Genomic DNA, 20,288 nt, shown 5'->3' on the forward strand with positions numbered 1-20,288 from the left:
AACAAAGAGCGCCTGGGGCCACAATCCCGCCAGGCGCACACAGAGTCTCTGGTAACCAAAACTGCAACCCGGTCAACCTACCATGGTTTTCCCCGCCATGGTCAATGTTGGGCGGAATCCTCGGGCAACTGGGCGATCATGGCGGTGAGCCCCGTCACATCCAGCAGGTCAGCGGGCCGGACAGTCACCCCGTGCCGGACGTAATGGAACGCCGCGCCCACCCGGTCCACCGGCACGCCGGCCAACTCTGCCCAGGCCAGCCGGTACACGGCCAGCTGCACGGCAGCCACCTCGGCCGCCGGGCCGGAGGGCTGGGCCCCGGTCTTCCAGTCGACCACGTCGAACCGCCCACCCGGCCGGGCGAAGACCGCGTCCATCCGGCCCCGCACCACCACGCCCGCGATCACCGTGGCGAACGGCACCTCCACCTCCACCGGGGCCCGATCGGCCCACTCGCTGGCCAGGAACCGCTCCTGAAGCTCGACCAGAGCCTCGTCCGGCGCGGCATCGGCGTCGGCAGCGCCCGGCAGCTCGTCCAGGTCCAGCAGGCGGTCGGCGCCGAAGCGCTGCTCCAACCAGGCGTGGAAGGCGGTGCCCCGGCGGGCGTACGGGTTGGGTTCGGCCGGCACCGGGCGACGCAGCGTGCGGGCCAGCGCCGCCGGATCGCGCCGCAACGCGACCAGCTGGGTCACGCTCAGCGCCCCGGGCAGAGCCACCTCGACCGCACCGGAGAGCCGGGTCAGCTCGGCGCGCTCGGCCAACAGCAGGTCCGCTTCGCGCTGCCAGCGCGCCACCTCCGGATCCACCACCGCTACCGGCTCAGCCTGCGACCCGACCGGCGGCACCGGCTCGGCGAGTACCGGCCCGACCGGCCCGGGGAGGGCCGCAGCCGGACCGTCGGCCATCAGGCGGCGCACCAACCCGGCTGCCTCGGCCAAGGCTGGCCGGCGACCACCCAGCGGGTCGGCCGGCCACTCCGCGCGGAGCACCACCTCGGCCGTGGGGTTCGTCGCGTCGGGAGTCGGCTCCGGTGCCCACACGTCGATCAGATGCCCCGGCCCGCCGTCCAGGCAGGCGTCGTACACCTCCCGCAGGAAGACCGACGGACCTCGCGGCCGCTTCGTGCCCTCCCCCCACCAGTAACCGGAGCAGAGCAGCAGCCGACGCGGCCGGGTGACCGCCACGTACGTCAGTCGGCGTTCCTCCCGCTCGTCGTGGGCCCGCCACGCGTCGGTGAAGTCGGTCACCGCCCGCGCCACCGCCCGCTGGTCGGCCGCCTCGTCGAGCGCCAACTCGGGCAACCCGTCGGCGTCGCCGCGCAGCGGGAACGGCAGCACGCCCAGCCCGCCCAGCCAGTGGTCGGAGTTGCGGACCGGCCCCGGCCACAGCCCACGACTGAGCCCGGCCACCGCCACCACGTCCCACTCCAGACCCTTGGCGGCGTGCGCGGTGACCACCTGCACCGCGCCTTCCACCACCTCGACCTCGCCCGGCGCCAGGCCACGCTCCTCGTCCTCGGCGGCGGCCAGGTAGGACAGGAAGCCGGACAGGGTCGCGCCGGGCGTCTCCCCGCTGAACCGGGCCGCCACGTCGCCGAGCGCGTCCAGGTGACCCCGGGCCAGGCCCGCGTCGCCAGCGCCGTCCCGCCCGGCCCGCACGGCGACCTCCACGTCCAGGCCGATGGTCCGCTCGATGTCCGCGATCAGGTCCGGCAACGCCTGGTCCAGGCGGTAGCGCAGCAGCGCCAACTCCCGGCCGTACGCACGCATCCGCGCGAACCCCTCCGCCGAGTACGCCTGCGCCGGCCCGAGGTCGGCCAGCGCCTCCACAAGCGTCGCCTCGTCCAGCAGGTCGGGGCTGATCTCGGCGGCCTCGTCGGCGGCCACCTGTCGCCGGGCGTTCGCGATGGCCCGAGCCCGTCGGTGCAACGCCACCAGGTCACGCGGCCCGATCCGCCAACGGGCGCCGGTGAGCAGCCGCAGCAACGCGGCGCCATCGGTCGGGTCGGCCAGCACCCGCAGCGTGCAGACCACGTCGCGTACCTCGGGGGTGTCCAGCAGACCACCCAGCCCGACCACCTCGACCGGAAGACCGCGCTCGCGCAGCGCCGACTCGATCGCCGGGATCTGACTGCGGACCCGGACCAGCACGGCGGTCGTCGGACGCTGCGCCACCGGGATGTGCTCCGGGGCCGCGCCCGGCATCCGGGCCGCCCCACGCCAGGCGGCGAGCACGCTGTCCGCGATCCACCCGGCCTCGTCGGCGTACGTGGGCAGCATCGCGCAGTGCACCGTGCCGCCGGCCGTGCCCCCCGGGCTGCGGTGCGGGATCGGGTCCCGGACGGTCAGCGCGGAGCGCAGCTCCGGCACCCGGGCACCCGCCGCGCGCAGCGGGGTGGAGAGCGCGTTCGCCACCCGGAGGATCTCCGGACGGTTGCGCCAACTCGTGGTGAGCCCCAACGCCGGGGCCGGCTCACCGTCGGCGCGGGCGAACTCGGTGGGGAACCGGTCCAGCGTGCCGGCGCTGGCCCCTCGCCAGCCGTAGATCGACTGGCACGGGTCGCCCACCGCGGTCACCGGGTGCCCGCCACCGAACAGCGCGTTGAGCAGCACCACCTGGGCGTGGCTGGTGTCCTGGTACTCGTCGAGCAGCACCGCCCGGAAGCGGCCTCGCTCGATCTCGCCGACCCCCGGGTGATCCCGGGCCACCCGGGCCGCCCGGGCGAGCTGGTCGGCGAAGTCCATCGCCTCGAAGTCCAGCTTGCGCCGGGCGTACGCCCGCACCAGCGGCAGCAGACGCAACCGGGTCTGCTGGAGGGTGAGCGCCTTGCGCACGTCGGCGTAGACCCGACCCGGCCGAGACTGCACCTCGGCGAAGAACCGACCGGTCCAGGCCGCCAGGTCGTCCGGCGCGACCAGATGCTCGTCCAACTCCCCGGCGAGAGCCAGCACCGCGTCGGTGATGGTGCTCGGCATCCGGTCCACCTCGGACATGTCGCCGTCGTAGTTGCGCACCAGCAGGTCGACCAACTGCCAACGGGACGCCTCGGTGAGCAGCCGGGTGGATGGCTCGTAGCCAGCCCGCAGCCCGTGCTCGGTGACGATCCGCCCCGCGTACGAGTGGTAGGTGGAGACGGTGGGCTCACCCGCGAGCGGATCGTCCAGCGGGTCGCGTCCCTGCCGGCCGAGGCGGCGGATCAACTGGTCGAGCCGGGTCCGTACCCGATGGGCCAGCTCGCCGGCCGCCTTGCGGGTGAAGGTCAGCCCGAGGATCTGCTCCGGCCGCACGTACGAGTTGGCCACCAGCCAGACCACCCGCGCGGCCATCGTCTCGGTCTTGCCCGACCCGGCGCCCGCGACCACCAGCAGCGGCTCCACCGGGGCGGCGATGATCGCCGCCTGCTCCCGGGTGGGTGCCGGCAACCGCAGCAGCTTGGCCAGCTCCACCGGCGTGTACCGAGGGCCGGAGTCCGCGAGCCGGGGCGTCGGCGCGGGACCCGCGCCGAACAGGGTGGGCTGGGTCACTGTGTCATCTCAGTTCGGGACTGCGGGGCTCGCAACATCGGCTCACTCCTCGCCCTCACCGTGTCATCTCAGTTCGGGACTGCGGGGCTCGCAACATCGGCTCACTCCTCGCCCTCACGGATTCTCCGAAGGACGGACGGTTGGCGGCTCGACCACCTGACGCCCCTGCCCGGAGACTGGGCAACTGGTGCGCACCGGGCAGACCCGGCACTTGGAGTTGGCCACCGCGGCGAACGTGGCGGCTGCCATCGTATCGGCGGTCCGCCGGACCAGCGCGGTCGCCCAACCGGCCGCCGGCCCCTCGCTGGCCGCCGGCTGGTTCTGCTCCCGGGCGTCCTTGGCGGAGGTCCCGAGCTGCACCAGCGCGGCTCCCCCGGACTCGTCACCGAACTCGGCGAACGCCCCGGCCTCCACCGCCGCCTGGTAGGCGCCGAGCTGTGGGTGCTCCGCCAACTCGCTGCCGGTGACAGCTGTGGACTTGCCGGTCTTCAGGTCGATCACCACGAGCCGCCCGGCCTCGTCGACCTCCAGCCGGTCGACCCGACCGGTCAGGTCGACGGGCCGGTTCGGGTCGTCCAGGCGGACCGCGAACTCGTGCTCGATGGCGAGCAGCCGACGCGGGTTGGTGGCCAGCCAGCGCAGCAGCTTGTCGACCATCGCCTCGGCGCGCTCCCGCTCCGGCCCGGCCATCCACCGTGCCGCCAGCTCGATGGCGTCGAACCGGGCGGCCACATAGTCGAGCAGCGCACCCCGGTCGGCGCTGGCGTCCTCGGCGAGCATCGCGGCGGCGTGCACCAGGTTGCCGACCCCCTGGGCCGTGCTGGTCGGGCCGCTGCCGCCGTGCCGTTCCAGCAACCACCGCAGGCTGCACCGCAGCGCGCTCTCCATGGCCGACGGGGTGACCCGCACCGGGTCTCCGTCGTCGACGAGCGGCCGGTCGTCGGAGAGCACGCGCAACCCCCACCAGTCGTCGGGGTGCGCGCCGGGCACCCCGGCGGCGGCGAGCCGGGCCAGCTCGGCCGCCGCGGCGCGCCGCCGGGCGGCCGGGGCGGCCGGGTCGGTGATGGCGGTACGCAGCTCCGCGACCAGCGCCGGCAGGGTGAGCGCCCGGGGCGGACGGGTCACCGGCAGCGCCCCGGGACGATCCGGCTCGTCGTCGCCGGTCGTGCCGTTGGTTGCGGCGCCGTCGGAAGGAGTGGCATTCGGTGGACTGACGGCGGGGCCGCCGGCCTGCGGGCCGGTGCGCGGGCCCGGCGGTGTCGACGGGTCGGCCGGCCCACCACCGCTCGGCGGGCCAGAAGGCGTGGGCGGGCCGGGCGGCGTGGGCGGGCTGGGCGGCGGTGGGCCGGGCGGCGGCGTGCTCGGGCCTAGCTCGTGCAGGAACCGGCTGGGCTGCTCCTCATGGTCGTCACCGCCGACGGCGGCCGAGGCCACGGCGCTGACCAGCAGTCGGTGCCGGGCCCGGCTGATGGCGACGTGGAAGAGCCGGCGCTCCTCGTCCAGCAACGCCGACGTCTGACCCACCACGTTCGCCGCGGTCGCGCCGTCGACCGAGCGGCCGGTCAGCACGTCGACCAGCCGCTCGGAGCCGAGCAGGCTGCCGCGCAGCCGCAGGTCCGGCCAGATGCCCTCCTGTACGCCGGCCACCGCGACCAGGTCCCATTCCAGGCCCTTCGCGGCGTGCGCGGTGAGCAGGCGTACCGCCGCACCCCGGTCGGCGGTCGGGGCGATGGTGTCGGCCGGCAGGTCCTGGGCGAGCACGTGGTCGAGGAAGACCTCGGTCCGGGCACCGGGCAGCCGGTCGGTGAACCGGGCCGCCGCGTCGAAGAGCACCAGCACGGCGTCCAGGTCGCGGTCGGCCGCCTCGGCCCGCCGTCGCCGAGCCAGGTCGCCCTCGCCGGCCTCCGGGCGCCCCTGGTTGATCGCGCCGGCCCACCGCTCGGCGAGACCACTGGCGTGCCAGACGGCCCAGAGCACGTCCTCGGCGGTCGAGCCCGGCCGGGCGGCGGCCTCGCGTGCGATGGCCAGCAGCCCGGCCACCGCCTGAGCTGGCTCCGCCCAGTGCCGGTCGATGCTGGCCAGCTCCTCCGGATCGCGCAACGCCTCGACGATCAGCTCCCCGGAGGGGCGTCGGTCACCGCCGGCCAGCGCGAGCGCGCGCAGGCCCTGGCGCAGCCGCCGCTCGGCCAGCGGGTCGGCGCCGCCCAGCGACGAGTGCAGCAGAGTGACCGCCGCCTCCTCGTCGAGGCGTTCCGGCTCCAGCGCGCAGCGCAGCAGGAGCAGCAGCGGCGCGACCGCTGGTTGCAGGTGCAGGGGCAGATCCTCGCCGTGCACCACGGTGGGCACCCCAGCGGCGTGCAGCGCCCGTCGCAGGGTGGGCAGCTGCAACGCGGTGGACCGCACCAGCACCGCCATCCGGGACCAGGGCACGCCGTCGAGCAGGTGCGCCGAGCGCAGCGCGTGGGCCAGCCAGGCGGCCTCGCTGGTCGCCGAGCGGAACGTGTGCACCTCGACCGCGCCGGGCGGCGCGTCCGGCAGTGGGTGCAGCCGGCGGTGCGCGGCCGGGCCACGCAGCCGACGACCCAGCCGGGCGATCGCCGCGAGCAGACCGGGCCCGGCCCGGTACGACGTGCTCAGCAGCACCTGCGCGGCCGGCGCACCGGAAGCGGTGCGGAATCGGTGCGGGAAGGTCGCCACCCCGGCCGGATCGGCACCCCGGAAGGCGTACGTAGAGGAGTCCGGGTCGGCGAACGCGACAAGCGACTTGCCGCCACCCGCGATCACCGAGAGCAGCTCCAACTGGGCGGGGTCGGTGTCGGCCAGCTCGTCGAGGTAGACGTGGGCGAGCCGACGGCGCTCGGCGGCCAACAGTTCCTCGTCGTCGCGCAGCAGCCCGGTGGCCGCCCGGACCAGCTCCGCCGGGTCGTACGCGATGGAGCCCCGGTTGCTGACGTCGCGCAGCGCGAGCACTGCGACGTACTCCCGGAGGAAGCGCGCGGCGGCCGGCCAGTCGGCGCGGCCGAGCTTCTCGCCCAGCCGGGCCAGGTCGACCGGGCCGACGCCGCGCTCGGCGGCGCGCATCAGCAGGTCGCGCAGCTGGCCGGCGAACGCCCGGGTACGCAGGGCGGGGCGCAGGTCCGTCGGCCAGCCGACCGGGTCGTCTTCGGGCTCCTCCCCCACCACGTCCAGCAGCTCACGGATGATCAAATCCTGCTCGGGGCCGGTGAGCAGTCGGGGCGAAGGCTCGCCGCGCTCGGCGGCGGCCCGGCGCAGCAACCCGAAGGCGTACGCCGGGAAGGTGCGCACCAGCGGCTCGCGCAGCACCCGGTGGCCGTCCTGCGCGATCCGGGCCTCGATGCGTTGACGCAGCGCGGTGGCGCCTCGACGGCTGAAGGTCAGCACCAGGATCCGTTCGGGGTCGACCCCCTCGGCCACCCGGGCAGCGACCGCCTCGACCAGCGTGCTGGTCTTGCCGGTGCCGGGGCCGCCGAGCACGAGCATCGGACCGCCGGTGTGCCCGACCACCTCGGCCTGCACCGGATCGGCCCGCCAACCGTTGCCGCCGACCGTCAGCTCGGGCCCGGGTGCGCTGCCAGGCGCCGCGCCGTCCCCCCGCGCCGGCCCTCCGGGCCGCCGCACCAACCGGTACGCCTGCATCAGCTCATCCCATCAGACCCCTACGACACCCACCAAACCCCCAACCCCACCCCACCACCTCCGTTGATCATGAAGTTAGCGACGCGACACGCCGACAGCGACGTCGCTAACTTCATGATCAACGCAAATCAGGGCAGGGGCTTGGTCAGGTTAGGCGGGATTCCAGAGCGTTTAGGGCTTCGGGGACGGTTTTGGTCACCGTTAGGAGGTCGCGGCCGGCGGGCTTCAGGAATGTCTGATCGGCCAGCTTGTCCAGCCAGTCCAGCAGGGGGCGGTAGAAGCCGTCGGTGTCGATCAGCACCATCGGCTTGGTGTGCAGGGCGAGGGTGGCGGTGGTCCAGACCTCGAACAGCTCGTCCAGGGTGCCCAGCCCGCCGGGCAGGGTGAGGAAGGCGTCCGACTTCTCGATCATCAGAGTCTTGCGGCTGGCCATCGACTCGGTCACCAGCAACTCGTCCGAGGCCAGGTCGGCGACCTCCAGGTCGACGAGCGACTGCGGGATCACACCCACGGTGCGCCCACCGGCGGATCGGGCGCCGTCCGCCAGCGCGCCCATCATGCCGACGCAGCCGCCACCGCTGACCAGCGTGTGCCCGCGCCGGGCCAGCTCCGCACCGGTCTCGGCGGCCAGGTCCAACCAACGCTGATCGAGGGTACGAGAGGAGGCGCAGAAGACGCAGATCGCCGCCATCAGTCGTGGTCCCGAGCCTGCTCGGCGGCGGCCTGCTGATCCGCGCCGGTACGGGCGACGGCCTCCTCGCGGACCGCCTCCTGCTCGGCGGAGAGCGCGGCCTCCGCCGCGACGATGTGCCGGACCGCCTCGTTGACGTCGTCGGTGAGACAGATCAGGTCCAGGTCGACCGGTCCGATCTTGCCGGTGGCGGCCATCGTGTCGCGGAGCCAGTCGAGTAGGCCCTGCCAGTAGGCGACCCCCATGAGCACCACCGGAAACCGGGTGACCTTGCCGGTCTGCACCAGGGTGAGGGCCTCGAACAACTCGTCCATGGTGCCGAACCCGCCGGGCAACACGACGAACGCCTGGGCGTACTTCACGAACATCGTCTTGCGGGCGAAGAAGTAGCGGAAGTCGATGGCCAGGTCGACCCAGTCGTTGATGCCCTGCTCGAACGGGAGCTCGATGCCGAGCCCCACGGAGAGCCCACCGGCCTCGCTGGCGCCCCGGTTGGCGGCCTCCATCACTCCGGGCCCACCTCCGGTGATCACCGCGTAGCCGGCTCGGGCCAGCGCGCCGCCCAACCGCTCGGCCAACTGACACTCGGCGCTGTCCGGCCCGCTGCGCGCGGAGCCGAAGACGCTGACCGCCGACGGCACGTCGGCGAGGGTGTCGAAACCCTCGACGAACTCGGCGAGGATGCGCAGCGCGCGCCAGGCGTCCTTGGTCTTCCAGTCACCCCGCCCGCGGGAATCCAGCAATCGCTGGTCCGCCGTGCTGCTCGGGATCGACCCTCTGCGCAGCGTGACCGCACCGCGATGCCGCTCCTGCCCAGGACCGCGACCCGCCTCCCGCCCGTTGCTCTGGCTCATGGGGCAACCGTAGTGGAGCAGCACCGGCCGGGTGCGCGGGGAGCGAACGCAGAGAAATAGTTCGGGATCATGGGCAACTATTCGGCTCTCCCGTACGTCTTACTATTCACATACCGGGTATGCCCCGGCGCGCGCCTTCGGGGGAGGAGACAGCGTGATCAGCAACAGCGAGATGCTTCGGATCCGTCGCCAGATGCAGCGACGGATCCGCGACGTGGTGGCCGAACGCCGCCGCACCCGAGACCTGAACCCCGCACCCCTCCTACCCCCGACCCCCGCAGCAACCGGAGCTGATCAAGAGGTTTGCGTCGCCGACAACGGGCCAGGCTGACGCAAACCTCTTGATCACCGGCGTACGGCCGGGGGCGGTTGGGCCGACGGTTAGGCCGGGGCTAGCCAGCGGTGCAGGGTTGCCGCACCGTCACGGATCTTGCTGATCTCGACGTGCTCGTTCTTGTGGTGGGCCAGGTTGGGGTCGCCCGGGCCGAAGTTCAGCGCGGGGATGCCCATGGCCGCGAATCGGGCCACGTCCGTCCAGCCCAGCTTGCCGATGGGCGCCGCGCCCACGGCCGCCAGGAACTCCTTCGCCGGAGCCGCCTCCAGCCCGGGGGCCGCACCGGCCGCCGCATCGGTCACCGCCACCTCGAAGCCGGCGAAGACCTCCCGCAGATGCGCCTCCGCCGCCGCCGGGTCGCGATCCGGCGCGTACCGGTAGTTGACCTCGATCTCGCAGTAGTCGGGGATCACGTTGCCAGCGACCCCGCCGTTGATCCGTACCGCGTTCATGCCCTCGCGGAAGTCACACCCCTCGATCGTGACCCGGCGTGCCTCGTACGTCTGGAGACGCCGCAGCACCTCACCGGCCGCGTGGATGGCGTTCACACCGTGCCAGGAACGCGCCGCGTGCGCCCGCTCACCCGTCGTCGTCACGATGGCCCGCATGGTGCCCTGGCAGCCCGCCTCGACGATGCCGTACGTCGGCTCCAGCAGCACCGCGAAGTCCGCCTCCAGCCACTCCGGGAACGCCTGGGCGACGAGGTTGAGCCCGTTGTACTTCGACTCGATCTCCTCGGCCTCGTAGAAGAAGTACGTCACGTCGTAGCGCGGGTCAGGCAGCGTCACCGCCAGGTGCAGCGCATACGCGGTGCCGGACTTCATGTCGGAGGTGCCACAGCCGTACATCAGGTCGCCGCGCATCGTCGACGGAAAGTTGTTGTTCAGGGGCACCGTGTCGAGGTGCCCGGCCAGCACGACACGCTGCGACCGACCGAGGTCGGTGCGCGCCATCACGGTGTTGCCGTGCCGGTGGGTGGTCAGATGCGGTACGCCCCGCAGCACCTCTTCGACACAGTCGGCGATCGCCTTCTCGTTGAGGGACACGGACTCTATGTCGACCAGAGCGCGGGTCAGCTGCACCGGATCGGCGAGGACCTCGGGGGTCAGCGGGTTCTCCATGGTTCGCACGGTACCTTCAGGTCTGACAGCGCGAGGAGCGAGCCGAGGTCAGCCCGGCCGCGACCGAGAGGTGTAACAGTGACGTCCGCAGATTCCGCCTGGGGCATCGGCCTGGCCACGGTCACCGCAGACGAGCAGGTGCTCGATACCTGGTACCCGACCGGCAAGCTGGGCCTGGGTGAGCTGCCGCTGGTCTCCGGCGAGGACGAGGCGGACGTGCTCGACCTGCCGCCGGCCGCGCTCGGTGACCGGCCGCTGCCCGGTCTGCGTACCGTGCAGGTGGTCACCGTGATCGGCTCGCTGGACGACCCGATCAAGGACGCCTCGGACGCGTACCTCCGGTTGCACCTGCTCTCGCACCGCCTGGTCCGGCCCAACCAGCTCAACCTGGACGGCATCTTCGGCAAGTTGGCCAACGTGGCCTGGACGTCCGCCGGGCCGTGCCCCCCGGAGCGGGTGGACGAGCTGCGGGTGATCGAGCGGGCCGCCGGCCGGCACCTGGCGGTGTACGGGGTCGACAAGTTCCCCCGGATGACCGACTACGTGGTGCCCTCGGGTGTGCGGATCGCCGACGCCGACCGGGTCCGCCTCGGCGCGCACCTGGCCGCCGGCACCACCGTGATGCACGAGGGCTTCTGCAACTTCAACGCCGGCACGCTCGGCACCTCGATGGTCGAGGGGCGGATCGTGCAGGGCGTGGTGGTCGGCGACGGCTCCGACGTGGGCGCCGGGGCGTCGATCATGGGCACCCTCTCCGGCGGCGGCACCGACAAGGTCCGCATCGGTGAGCGGAGCCTGGTCGGCGCGAACGCCGGCATCGGCATCTCGTTGGGCGACGACTGCGTGGTCGAGGCCGGGTGCTACGTCACGGCTGGCTCGAAGGTCACCCTGCCGGACGGCCGCGTGGTCAAGGCCCGGGAGCTGTCCGGCGTCGACGGCCTGCTGTTCTGGCGCAACTCGGTGACCGGCGCGCTGGAGGCCCGGCCGCGCACCGGCCGGGGCATCGAGCTGAACGCCGCCCTGCACGCCAACGACTGACGGCCCCGCCGGGTCCGCGGCGCTCGGCCGCGGACCCGACAGGGGTACGCCTCAGCGCAACCGGTACGCCTGGATGATCCGCTGGGTCACCGTGTTGCCGGCGGCGTCCCGGGCGGTGGCCCGCAGGGACGCGTAACCGGACCCGGCGGGGTGCCGGACGGTGGCCGTCCAGCCGTGCCCACCGTGCCGCACCTTGGCGGGGTGCCAGCTGCGGCCTCCGTCGTAGGAGACGTCCACGGTCAGCTTGGTCACCCGTGACCCGGCCGCCCCAGGTTGCCGCTGCACCTGCACGGGGATGACCAGACTCCGGCCAGCGGCGGCGGAGTTGTCCCCGTTCAGCGGCGGTGTGAACCGGATGGCCGACACCGGCAGCGGCCGGTAGTCATCGCCGCCGACGTGCCGGGACCGGAACGTCCACGCCGTGCCGACCTCGGTGCTGAGGTCGGTGAAGCTGCGCTTCGCGGACACCTCCAGCCGATAGTTGGCGTTGCCGGGCGGCACCGTGAACTGCCCGAATCCCGGTTCCGGCGACTCGTCGACAAGCTTGCCGTCGCGGTAGAGGGCGGTCCGGGCGGCGTCGACGATCGAAGCACCGGCGTGCCCCGCGGCGTCACCGTAGAGGGGCACGTCCACCTGGATGTCGTCGCCGACCCGGGTCACGCCCTGGCCGGGCCAGCGCGGCGCCGGGAACGACGGACCGTACGGCGCGCTGTTCCAGCTCTCCCGGGTGTGCCGGCCGGCCCGGTACGCCTTCGGTTCGCCGATCAGCACCGCCTTGCCGTCGAGCCACCCCTCCTCGGTCAGGACGCCGAACATCAGCTCCGAGGACCACCGCACTCCGCGGGTGTTGTAGTGCTCGACCCGCTGGCCGGGCACCGTGGTGGGCACATTGACCGCCCAGCCACCCAGGTCGGGTTCGAGGTGCGGGAAGACCACCCGATCCGAGACCAGGCCGGGGTAGCCGCCCCGGAACTGGTGTGTGACGCTCGCCAACTCCCTGCTGCGGTACGTCTTGTCGAAGCCGGTCGGCATCCGGCCGGGGAAGGTCTCGGCCAGCGCGTACAGGTAGGGGCTGTTGGTCACCTCCGGATGCGTCCACTGACTGGCGACCGTCCCGACGAACTGGTCGGCAGACACCGCCTGGCCGAGCTGCCCGATGGCCAACCCGGTGAAGTCGAACGCGAGGATGCCGAACCCGTAGGAGCTACCGTCGGCGCCGAGAAAGAGCGCGCTGATGTCGACAAGTGCCGGCACGGCCGAGCGCTCCGGAACGGCCATCCGCACCGGCCGGGCCTTGCGGGCGTCGACGGTGACCGCCGTGTTGGCGTCGACGACCAGCTCCGGTTGGGCCAGCTGGGCGAGCCCGTCCTCGCTGAAGACAATGCTGACGAGCCCGTAGCGGCCCTTCGGCACCCGGATGTCGTCGGTGCCGTCCTGGTCGTACAGGTCGAAGGTGCTGTAGGTATCCAGGTTGACCAGCGCCGTGATGTGGTCGGCGGCGGGTGCTCCCGTTTCGTCCAGGTGGCGCACCGTGACCTGGTAGCTCTCCACCTCCCGGTTGACCGCCACCGGGGTGACCGCAACTGTCGTCCCGGAGCGGGCCACGATCCGTCCGGTCCAGTAGCCGTCGGTGCCGAGTCGGGTGTCTGCGGTGACCGTGGTGCCGGCGCTGCCGCCAGCGGGCACGGTGACCTGGGACGCCGCCAGGGTGAACAGGCCGGCGGGCGCTGGCTGGCCGTCCGGACCTGTCACGTCGAGGGTGAGCTCCAGGGTGATCGGGTCCGGCCCATCGTTACGCCAGCCGACCTTGTGGGTGATCGGGGTGTCGTCGTCGTGCGGCCAGGCCGGCTGCCCGAAGGCGATGCTGACCGGGTCGCTGACCACTCGCTGGGTGATCGCCCGGGCCACGTCCACCCGGCCGGCGCCCTGCTGGAAGGACGTCTGCTGCGGGTGCGGCTTCGCCGAGGCCATCAGGGTCGCCTTGAGCTGGTTCGCCGTCCAACCGGCGTGCTGCTGGGCGATCAGCGCCACCGCGCCGGTGACGTGCGGCGCGGCCATCGAGGTACCGGAGAGGGCGACGTACTTCTCCCCCACCGGGTCACCGAGCAGGGTGCCGTCCCCGCGGGCGGCCACGATCTCCACTCCCGGCGCGGTGATGTCCGGCTTCAGCCCACCGTCGCCCACCCGAGGACCACGGCTGGAGAAGTCGGCCAACGCGTCGTCGCGGTCCACAGCGCCCACCGACAGCGCGGCCTCTGCCGTGCTCGGTGAGCTGACCGAACCGTCGGCTCCATAGTTGCCGGAGGAGATCACGAAGAGCGCGCCGGTCTGCGCGGTAAGCGACTCGACGGCCGCCTCCAGCGGGTCGACCTCGGGCGTGTCGGCACCACCCAGACTCATGTTGACCACATCGGCGTGCTGGTCGACGGCTGCCCACTGCATGCCGGCCAGGATCGCCGATTCCGAGCAACCCTGGTCCTCGCAGACCTTGCCGTTGAGCAGTGTGGCGTCGGGGGCGACGCCTCGGTACTTGCCACCTGAGGCAGCGCCACTGCCGGCGATGATCGAGGCGACGTGGGTGCCGTGGCCGACCGTGTCGCCGGCGTTGGTGGCCTCGCTGAAGTTGTGCGACTCGGCGACCCTGCCCGCCAGGTCGGGGTGGTCTGCGTCGATGCCGGTGTCCAGCACCGCGACGCGTACGCCCTGGCCGGTGAAGCCCGCCTGGTGCGCGGCCGGCGCGCCAATCTGCGGCACGCTGTGGTCCAGAGTGACCTGTCGGCGACCGTCGAGCCAGATCCGGTCGGCACCCCCCGCCGTGCCGACCCGGGCGCTGGTTGCGGTGAGCGCCGCCCAGACCGCCGTGGCCTGCTTCTTATCCGCCGTTGCGGCGACCCCGCCGATCACGGGCAGTTGCGCGGTGACGGTCAGCCCCGAGGGCGTGGCGGCGCGCTGACGTGTGCCCGCTTCGCCGGCGATCAGCACCGGCAGGTTGTCCCGGCGGGCGTCGTCGTAACCGGCGGCGATCAGCCCGGTCACGTTGAACAGTCGCCGGTCGACCCGTCCGGAGCGGACCAGCGGCACGGCATCCTGCGGCAGCACGGTGAGCTGGCCACTGTCGCGGGTGGTGACGAAGCGCAGATCGCTACGACCGGGGCCGGGCCGAACCGCAGCGGCCCCGGTCGCGGTGACGGTGACCCGGTCACCGGTGAGCAGAGTCACCGTCTTCGTGGTGGCGCTGGCTGCTGCGCTCGGGGTGGCATCGGGAGCGGTGGTTGTGGGTGGGCTGGCCTGGGCGATCGTCGGCGTGCCCAGGACGAGGGCTGCCACGGCCGTGACGGCGGTGATTGTTCTGCGGTGTCGATGCAACGGATCCTCCTCGGTGGAGCGTCGATACCTACGAGAGGTGCATAGACCGCCGTCAGTATTGCATACTGAGTATGCAAAAATGGGGACGAAAATATGACGGACCTGCCAACCCTCGGCGGGATCGGCGGGCATCATCGAGCGCGTGACCTCCATGAAGGACCGGATGCTCGCCGGTGAGCCGTACCTCGCCGACGATCCCGAGATCATCGCTGACCTGGACCGGGCCGCCCAGCTGATGGAACGCGTCAACACCAGTGCCGCGGCCGACCCGCAGGCCCGCCTCGCGGCACTACGCGACCTTCTCGGCGAGCTGGGTGAGGGCACCTGGATCCGCCCACCGTTCTACTGCGACTACGGCTGGCAGATCCGCATCGGGCCACGCAGCTTCATCAACTACCACGCCGTCTTCCTCGATGTCGCGCCCATCACCATCGGCGCCGACGTCCAGGTCGGACCGAACGTGCAGCTACTCACGCCGACCCATCCGGTGGAGCCCGGCCCGCGCCGCGACAAGTGGGAGGCGGCCAAACCGATCACCCTCGGCGACAACGTCTGGCTCGGCGGCGGCGCGATCGTGCTGGCCGGCGTGACGATCGGCACGAACACCGTCGTCGGCGCAGGCGCGGTGGTCACCCGCGACCTGCCCGCCAACGTGGTGGCGGTCGGCAATCCGGCCCGGCCGATTCGCGAACTCGACTAGCGCGCCGGGGGCTCCGACAGTCGGACCACCAGGTCCGCGCGATCGGCGGTGGGGGTGATCAGAGCGGCATTCGACTCGTCACTGCCCAGCGCCCACGCCCGCGCCTGCTCCGGCGACCGACCGAACGCCTCGTGCCGGGCGGTCAGCCGGCGCTGCCGCACCTCGGCGTCCAGGTCGAGAAACCACGCCTCGTGCAGCAGCGGTCGGATCTCCTGCCAGGGGAAATCCGGCAACAGCAGATAGTTGCCCTCGGTCACCACCAGCCGGACCGATGGCGGCACCTCGATCGCCCCGGCCACCGGCTCCTCCAGCTCCCGGCGAAACTCCGGCGCGTAGACCGACGTCGGCTCCAACCGATGCAACCGGCGCAGCAATGAGGCGTACCCATTGGCGTCGAAGGTGTCCACCGCGCCCTTGCGGTCGGCCCGGCCCAGGCGGACCAGCTGCGACTGCGCCAGGTGGAAGCCGTCCATCGGCACCAGGCAGGCGACGGGACCGACCTCGGCCACGATCCGCTCCGCCAGGGTGGACTTCCCGGCACCCGGCGCACCGGCGATGCCGAGCAGTTGTCGCGGGCCGGACTCGGCAAGCACCAACGCCCGCTCCACCAACTCGTCGACGGACAGCACCCGGGCCGGCGGCATCAGCCCAGAACCGGGTCGCTGATGGTGAACCGCGCCTGCACCGCCGCCTGCACGGTCTGCGGCTGCGGATCCAGCTCAAGCTCCGGCGGACCACCGCCCGCGCCGCCACTGCCGGCGAACGCCGCACGGGCGAACATCGGCCGGTCGGCAGGCCCCGCATCGGCCAACTCGATCAACGAGGTGACCCGGGCGCCAAGCGCCTCCGCGTACTCCCGGGCCCGCAACAGCGCGTCGCTGATCGCGGCGTGCCGGGCCGCGCGATGGGCAGGGCTGTCCGGGCGAAGCTCCCACCACGGGCCCGCCACCTCGACCTGATCCTGGTCGGCCAGCCGCAGCATCAGCTCACCAAGCGCGGTGAAGTCGGTGACGGTGACTGTGGTGGTGACGCTGCCGTGCCAGGCGACCACCCGCTCCCCCGAGCGCCGGGTCTCCGGCCGCACCCGCAGGTCGCCGGTCTCCCGCCGCGCCACCGCCGGCCCGGAGCCGTCCAGCAGCACCCGGATTGCGGCGGCCCGCTCGGCCAACCGGGTCAGCGTCGCCTCCCGGTCCCGGTCGCGGGCTGTCGCGGTGACCGCGAACCGAGCCAACTCGGGCGGCACCTCCCGGTACGCCTCGCCGCGCACCTGCACCACCGGACTGTCCACCGCCATGCCCCTCAGCCTAGTCAGCCACGGGAAGCCACGCGGCGTAGGAAACCGCCTCCGGGTCGACCTGACACCCCGTCAGGTGCCCACCGGCGGCGCCCAACTCGCGCAGCCAGGCCACCTCGGCGTCATGATCACCATCGGCCGCGAACCGTCGGGACTCACCGGCGAATTGCCGGTCCAGCAGCGCCGACCGGGCCGCCCTGGCCTCCGCGTACCGCGCGATCAGCGCCTGCGCGTCGTCGGCCCGCAGAGCGGCGGCCAGCCCATCCAGGAACGCGCCGACCTCGGCCAACTCGTGCAGCACCCGATCACGGTTGCCGAGCAGCATGTTCGCGGTCCGCTCCGCCGGGGTGCCCGCGACCCGCGTACCGTCGGAGAAGCTCCCCGCGGCCAGCGCCAACACCGCGTCCCGCAGCGGCGCCCGCTGCGTCGCCCCGGCCAGCGCGCCGGCCAGCAGGTGCGGCACGTGCGAGGCGAGCGCGGCCACCGAATCGTGTGCCGGCGCGGACATCGGCACGACCCGGGCACCGAACAGCTCCACCAGCAGCCCGGTCAGCCAGCGAAAGGCGCCCGTCGCGACGCCGGGCGCCGGGCAGAGCACCCAGGCGGCACCAGCCAGCAGGGTCGGCGCGGCGGCGGTCAGGCCGGCGGACTCCGCGCCCGCCATCGGGTGGCCGGGCACGAACCGGTCGGCGAGCCCGAGCCGATCAGCCGCCTCGGTCACCCCCACCTTGGTGCTGCCGACATCGGTGAGCACGCAGCCGGGCCCGGTCAGCTCGGCCATCTGGGCCAGAGTGTGCGGCAGAGTGGGCAGCGGGCCGCAGAGGAAGACCACGTCCCGGTCGGCCACGGCCTGCTCGATCGTCGCTGGGGTGACCACACCCCGGCGCTGGGCGCGCTCCCGAGTCGTCGGGTCCGGATCCCAACCGACCACGTCCAGGCCGGCATCGGCCAGGCGCAGCAGCACCGAGCCGCCGATCAGCCCGGTGCCGATCACCGCCACCCGCACCCTGCCGTACCGCCCGGTCACGCCGTCGGTCATCGCCGGGCCGCCCGGGGTCAGGCCCGGAGCCGGCCGGCGACCGCCGCGACGTGCTCGTCGGACTCGGTCAACGCAACCCGGACGTGCTGCTCGGCTGCGGGACCGTAGAAGACGCCCGCGGCGACCAGGATGCCGCGTCGGGCCAACCAGTCGACGGTCTGCCAGCAGTCCTCACCCCTGGTCAGCCAGAGGTAGAGACCCGCCTCGGAGTGCTCGACGGTGAACCCGGCAGCGGTGAAGGCTGCCCTCAGCACCTCCCGCCGGGCACGGTAACGCTCGCGCTGCTCCTCGGCGTGTCGCTCGTCCTCCAGTGCGGCCACCATGGCTGCCTGCACCGGCGCGGGCACGATCATGCCCGCGTGCTTGCGGACCTTGAGCAGCTCGGCGACGAGCGCCGGGTCACCGGCGACGAACCCGGCCCGGTAGCCGGCGAGGTTGGACCGCTTGGAGAGCGAGTGCACGGCGAGCACCCCGGCGTAGCTGCCGCCGCTGACCTGCGGAGACAGCACCGAAACCGGATCGGCCGACCAGCCCAGCGGCAGGTAGCACTCGTCGCTCGCGACCACCGCGCCACGTTCCCGGGCCCAGTCGACCACCTTCTTCAGGTGCGCCGCGGGCAACACCCGGCCGGTCGGGTTGCCGGGCGAGTTGACCCAGACCAACCGGACCCGCGAGGTCGGCCCGACCGACGTGAGCGAGTCGGTACGGACGACGGTGGCGCCGGCCAGCCGGGCACCGTCCTCGTAGGTGGGGTACGCGATCGACGGCACCACCACCACGTCACCCGGGCCGATGCCGAGCAGGGTGGGCAGCCAAGCCACCAGCTCCTTCGAGCCGATGGTCGGCAGCACACCGAGACCGTCGACGCCAGCGCCACAGGCTCGGGACACCCACGCCGCGATCGCCGCCCGCAACGCCGGGGTGCCGGCGGTCAGCGGGTAACCGGGAGCATCGGACGCGTCAGCCAACGCCCGGCGGATCACCTCGGGCACCGGGTCGACCGGCGTACCCATGGAGAGGTTGATCATGCCCTCCGGGTGCGCCGCGGCCAGCGTGGCCGCGGCGTCCAGGATGTCCCAGGTGAACTCGGGCAGCCGCGACGAGACCGGCGCGGGCCGGTTCAGTGGCCCTCGCCGCGCGGCGGCTGCGCGGCGACGAAGGTGGCGTCCTTCTCTACCTTGCCGACCTTCGAGGCGCCACCGGGCGAGCCCAGATCCTCGAAGAACTCGTAGTTGGCGCCGGTGTAGTCCTTCCACTGCTCGGGGACGTCATCCTCGTAGAAGATCGCCTCCACCGGGCAGACGGGCTCACAGGCACCACAGTCGACGCACTCGTCGGGGTGGATGTAGAGCATCCGGTTGCCCTCGTAAATGCAGTCGACCGGGCACTCCTCGATGCATGCCTTGTCGAGCACATCCACGCACGGCTCGGCGATGATGTAGGTCACCGGTCTTCTCCTCCGCAAGACACGCCGCGATCTCCCGCGACGGTAAGAGCCTAGTATCTCGCCGGGGAGGGGGTCGATCGTGCTCCGACAGCAGGATGTGGGACACCGAATTGTGGTCCGCCGGATTGTGGGGATTCGCGAAGGCCGCCCACTCTTCTCCGATGCCCTCGGCGAGCTGGTTGAGCTGAGCGAGACTCATCTCACGCTGGCCACCGCGAAGGGACAGCTACGGGTTCCGGTGGCGCAGGTCCACCGCGCCAAGCGCGTACCGCCGACCCGTCGGCCCACCGCGACCGCGGTCGTGGCGCTGGAGCGGGCCGCCGACGAGGCCTGGCCGGCACCGACCCGGGGCCGGCTCGGTGACTGGCTGCTCCGGTCGGCCGACGGCTGGACCGGACGGGCCAACTCGGCGCTGCCGATCGGCGACCCGGACCGACCGCTGCCCGCCGCGGTCGACGCGGTCGAGCGCTGGTACGCCGAGCTGGGCCAACCCGCGTTGATCAACACCCCGCTGCCCCTCGCCGCGCCGGTCGGCGCCGAACTGGACGCCCGCGGCTGGGCCGCCCGCCCGCCGACACTGGTGCAGACCACGCCGCTGCCCTCGCTCGCGTCGGCCCCCGCCGAAGCCCCACTCGCCGATCTCCGCGCCACGGCCAGCGACGCCGCTGGCGCGCAGGCCGGCGGGTGGAGCAGCGCGGTCGTCGAGTTGGCCAGCGCGCCCAGCGAGGAGTGGCTGGCCATCGCTGCCGGCCGCAAGGGTGGCCTACCGGAGGCCGCCCGGCACGTGCTCACCGCCGTGGACCAGGTCCGCTTCGCCCACGTGTACGCCGACGACGCTCTGGTGGCGATCGGTCGAGGCGCGGTGACCGGCCAGGGGCGGTGGCTGGGCCTCAGCCTGATCGAGGTGCTGCCCTCGGCCCGCCGACAAGGGTTGGCCCGCCGGGTGATCCACGAACTGGCGAGCTGGGGTCTGGCCGGCGGCGCGACACACGCCTTCCTCCAGGTCGAGCAACGGAACACCGCGGCGATCGCGCTCTACCAGCGGCTCGGCTTCACCACCCACCACACCTATCTGACGCGGGTGGCCCCGCACCGAGCCTGACCACCCGGGCCCGCCTGGCGCTCGTGCCATGGCGTGATCCACTCGCGTTGCAGGAAACCGGGGCATCGGAGACGCCCTGACCCCACGACTTCCTGGAAGCCGAGTCGATCATCGCCGCAGC

General features: G+C 72.8%; 14 protein-coding genes. 3 read left to right on the forward strand and 11 right to left on the reverse strand.

Translation table 11 applies throughout. The annotated features are described in order from the left end of the window. Positions 1–101: 101 nt before the first annotated feature. From IF46_RS0123075 to dapE, 5 genes are all read right to left on the reverse strand, one after another. The gene (locus tag IF46_RS0123075; RefSeq protein WP_030490452.1) at positions 102–3,524 is read right to left on the reverse strand and encodes an ATP-dependent helicase; all 3,423 of its coding nucleotides are present in this window, start codon (positions 3,522–3,524) and stop codon (positions 102–104) included. A 114-nt stretch (positions 3,525–3,638) separates the two neighbouring features. Continuing rightward, the gene (locus IF46_RS0123080) at positions 3,639–7,181 is read right to left on the reverse strand and encodes an ATP-dependent helicase (RefSeq protein ID WP_030490453.1); all 3,543 of its coding nucleotides are present in this window, start codon (positions 7,179–7,181) and stop codon (positions 3,639–3,641) included. Positions 7,182–7,326: 145 nt separating this feature from the next. After that, positions 7,327–7,872 carry a TIGR00730 family Rossman fold protein gene (locus tag IF46_RS0123085; RefSeq protein ID WP_030490454.1) on the reverse strand — a complete coding sequence of 182 codons (546 nt, stop codon included), beginning with the start codon at positions 7,870–7,872 and terminating at the stop codon, positions 7,327–7,329. Further along, on the reverse strand, positions 7,872–8,726 hold the full coding sequence (locus IF46_RS0123090) for a TIGR00730 family Rossman fold protein (protein WP_030490455.1): 855 nt from the start codon (positions 8,724–8,726) through the stop codon (positions 7,872–7,874). Before IF46_RS0123090 ends, IF46_RS0123085 begins: the two co-directional genes overlap by 1 nt. 381 nt (positions 8,727–9,107) lie before the next feature. Next, positions 9,108–10,181: a succinyl-diaminopimelate desuccinylase gene (dapE, locus tag IF46_RS0123095; RefSeq protein WP_030490456.1), complete on the reverse strand. Its 1,074-nt coding sequence runs from the start codon at positions 10,179–10,181 to the stop codon at positions 9,108–9,110. 78 nt (positions 10,182–10,259) lie between these two features. On the opposite strand from dapE, the gene dapD reads away from it, so the two are divergent. Then, entirely contained in the window at positions 10,260–11,219 is a 960-nt protein-coding gene (dapD, locus tag IF46_RS0123100; RefSeq protein WP_030490457.1) for a 2,3,4,5-tetrahydropyridine-2,6-dicarboxylate N-succinyltransferase, read from the forward strand. Positions 11,220–11,270: 51 nt separating this feature from the next. On the opposite strand, the gene IF46_RS0123105 is transcribed toward dapD, so the two are convergent. Next, positions 11,271–14,546 (reverse strand): S8 family serine peptidase, encoded by a 3,276-nt coding sequence (locus tag IF46_RS0123105; protein WP_232234126.1) that lies wholly within the window; start codon positions 14,544–14,546, stop codon positions 11,271–11,273. Positions 14,547–14,727: 181 nt separating this feature from the next. Between IF46_RS0123105 and IF46_RS0123110 the strand changes: the two genes are divergently transcribed. Next, a complete protein-coding gene (locus IF46_RS0123110; protein WP_036393000.1) occupies positions 14,728–15,285 on the forward strand; it encodes a sugar O-acetyltransferase in 558 nt (185 codons plus the stop codon). On the opposite strand, the gene IF46_RS0123115 is transcribed toward IF46_RS0123110, so the two are convergent. From IF46_RS0123115 to fdxA, 5 genes are read right to left on the reverse strand one after another with little or no spacing between them, the layout of a single operon-like run. Further along, entirely contained in the window at positions 15,282–15,929 is a 648-nt protein-coding gene (locus IF46_RS0123115; protein ID WP_030490460.1) for a nucleoside/nucleotide kinase family protein, read from the reverse strand. The two genes, IF46_RS0123110 and IF46_RS0123115, sit on opposite strands and share 4 nt — an antisense overlap. Further along, on the reverse strand, positions 15,929–16,579 hold the full coding sequence (locus IF46_RS0123120; protein ID WP_030490461.1) for an SIMPL domain-containing protein: 651 nt from the start codon (positions 16,577–16,579) through the stop codon (positions 15,929–15,931). Before IF46_RS0123120 ends, IF46_RS0123115 begins: the two co-directional genes overlap by 1 nt. 10 nt (positions 16,580–16,589) lie before the next feature. Next, the gene (locus tag IF46_RS0123125; protein ID WP_030490462.1) at positions 16,590–17,618 is read right to left on the reverse strand and encodes a prephenate dehydrogenase; all 1,029 of its coding nucleotides are present in this window, start codon (positions 17,616–17,618) and stop codon (positions 16,590–16,592) included. 17 nt (positions 17,619–17,635) lie between these two features. Then, on the reverse strand, positions 17,636–18,742 hold the full coding sequence (gene dapC, locus IF46_RS0123130; RefSeq protein ID WP_030490463.1) for a succinyldiaminopimelate transaminase: 1,107 nt from the start codon (positions 18,740–18,742) through the stop codon (positions 17,636–17,638). Next, positions 18,739–19,065 (reverse strand): ferredoxin, encoded by a 327-nt coding sequence (gene fdxA, locus IF46_RS0123135; RefSeq protein WP_030490464.1) that lies wholly within the window; start codon positions 19,063–19,065, stop codon positions 18,739–18,741. The genes dapC and fdxA overlap by 4 nt, the downstream gene beginning before the upstream one ends. A gap of 79 nt (positions 19,066–19,144) precedes the next feature. Between fdxA and IF46_RS0123140 the strand changes: the two genes are divergently transcribed. After that, positions 19,145–20,167: a GNAT family N-acetyltransferase gene (locus IF46_RS0123140; protein ID WP_030490465.1), complete on the forward strand. Its 1,023-nt coding sequence runs from the start codon at positions 19,145–19,147 to the stop codon at positions 20,165–20,167. The last annotated feature ends 121 nt before the right edge of the window (positions 20,168–20,288 follow it).

The organism is Micromonospora chokoriensis (assembly GCF_000718555.1).
GTDB lineage: Bacteria > Actinomycetota > Actinomycetes > Mycobacteriales > Micromonosporaceae > Micromonospora > Micromonospora chokoriensis_B.

Coding starts and splice junctions, on each gene's coding strand:
- IF46_RS0123120 (WP_030490461.1), bottom strand. CDS start 16,579: ATGGCGGTGGACAGTCCGGTGGTGCAGGTGCGCGGCGAGGCGTACCGG.
- IF46_RS0123090 (WP_030490455.1), bottom strand. CDS start 8,726: ATGAGCCAGAGCAACGGGCGGGAGGCGGGTCGCGGTCCTGGGCAGGAG.
- IF46_RS0123080 (WP_030490453.1), bottom strand. CDS start 7,181: ATGCAGGCGTACCGGTTGGTGCGGCGGCCCGGAGGGCCGGCGCGGGGG.
- dapE (WP_030490456.1), bottom strand. CDS start 10,181: ATGGAGAACCCGCTGACCCCCGAGGTCCTCGCCGATCCGGTGCAGCTG.
- IF46_RS0123085 (WP_030490454.1), bottom strand. CDS start 7,872: ATGGCGGCGATCTGCGTCTTCTGCGCCTCCTCTCGTACCCTCGATCAG.
- IF46_RS0123115 (WP_030490460.1), bottom strand. CDS start 15,929: ATGCCGCCGGCCCGGGTGCTGTCCGTCGACGAGTTGGTGGAGCGGGCG.
- IF46_RS0123125 (WP_030490462.1), bottom strand. CDS start 17,618: ATGACCGACGGCGTGACCGGGCGGTACGGCAGGGTGCGGGTGGCGGTG.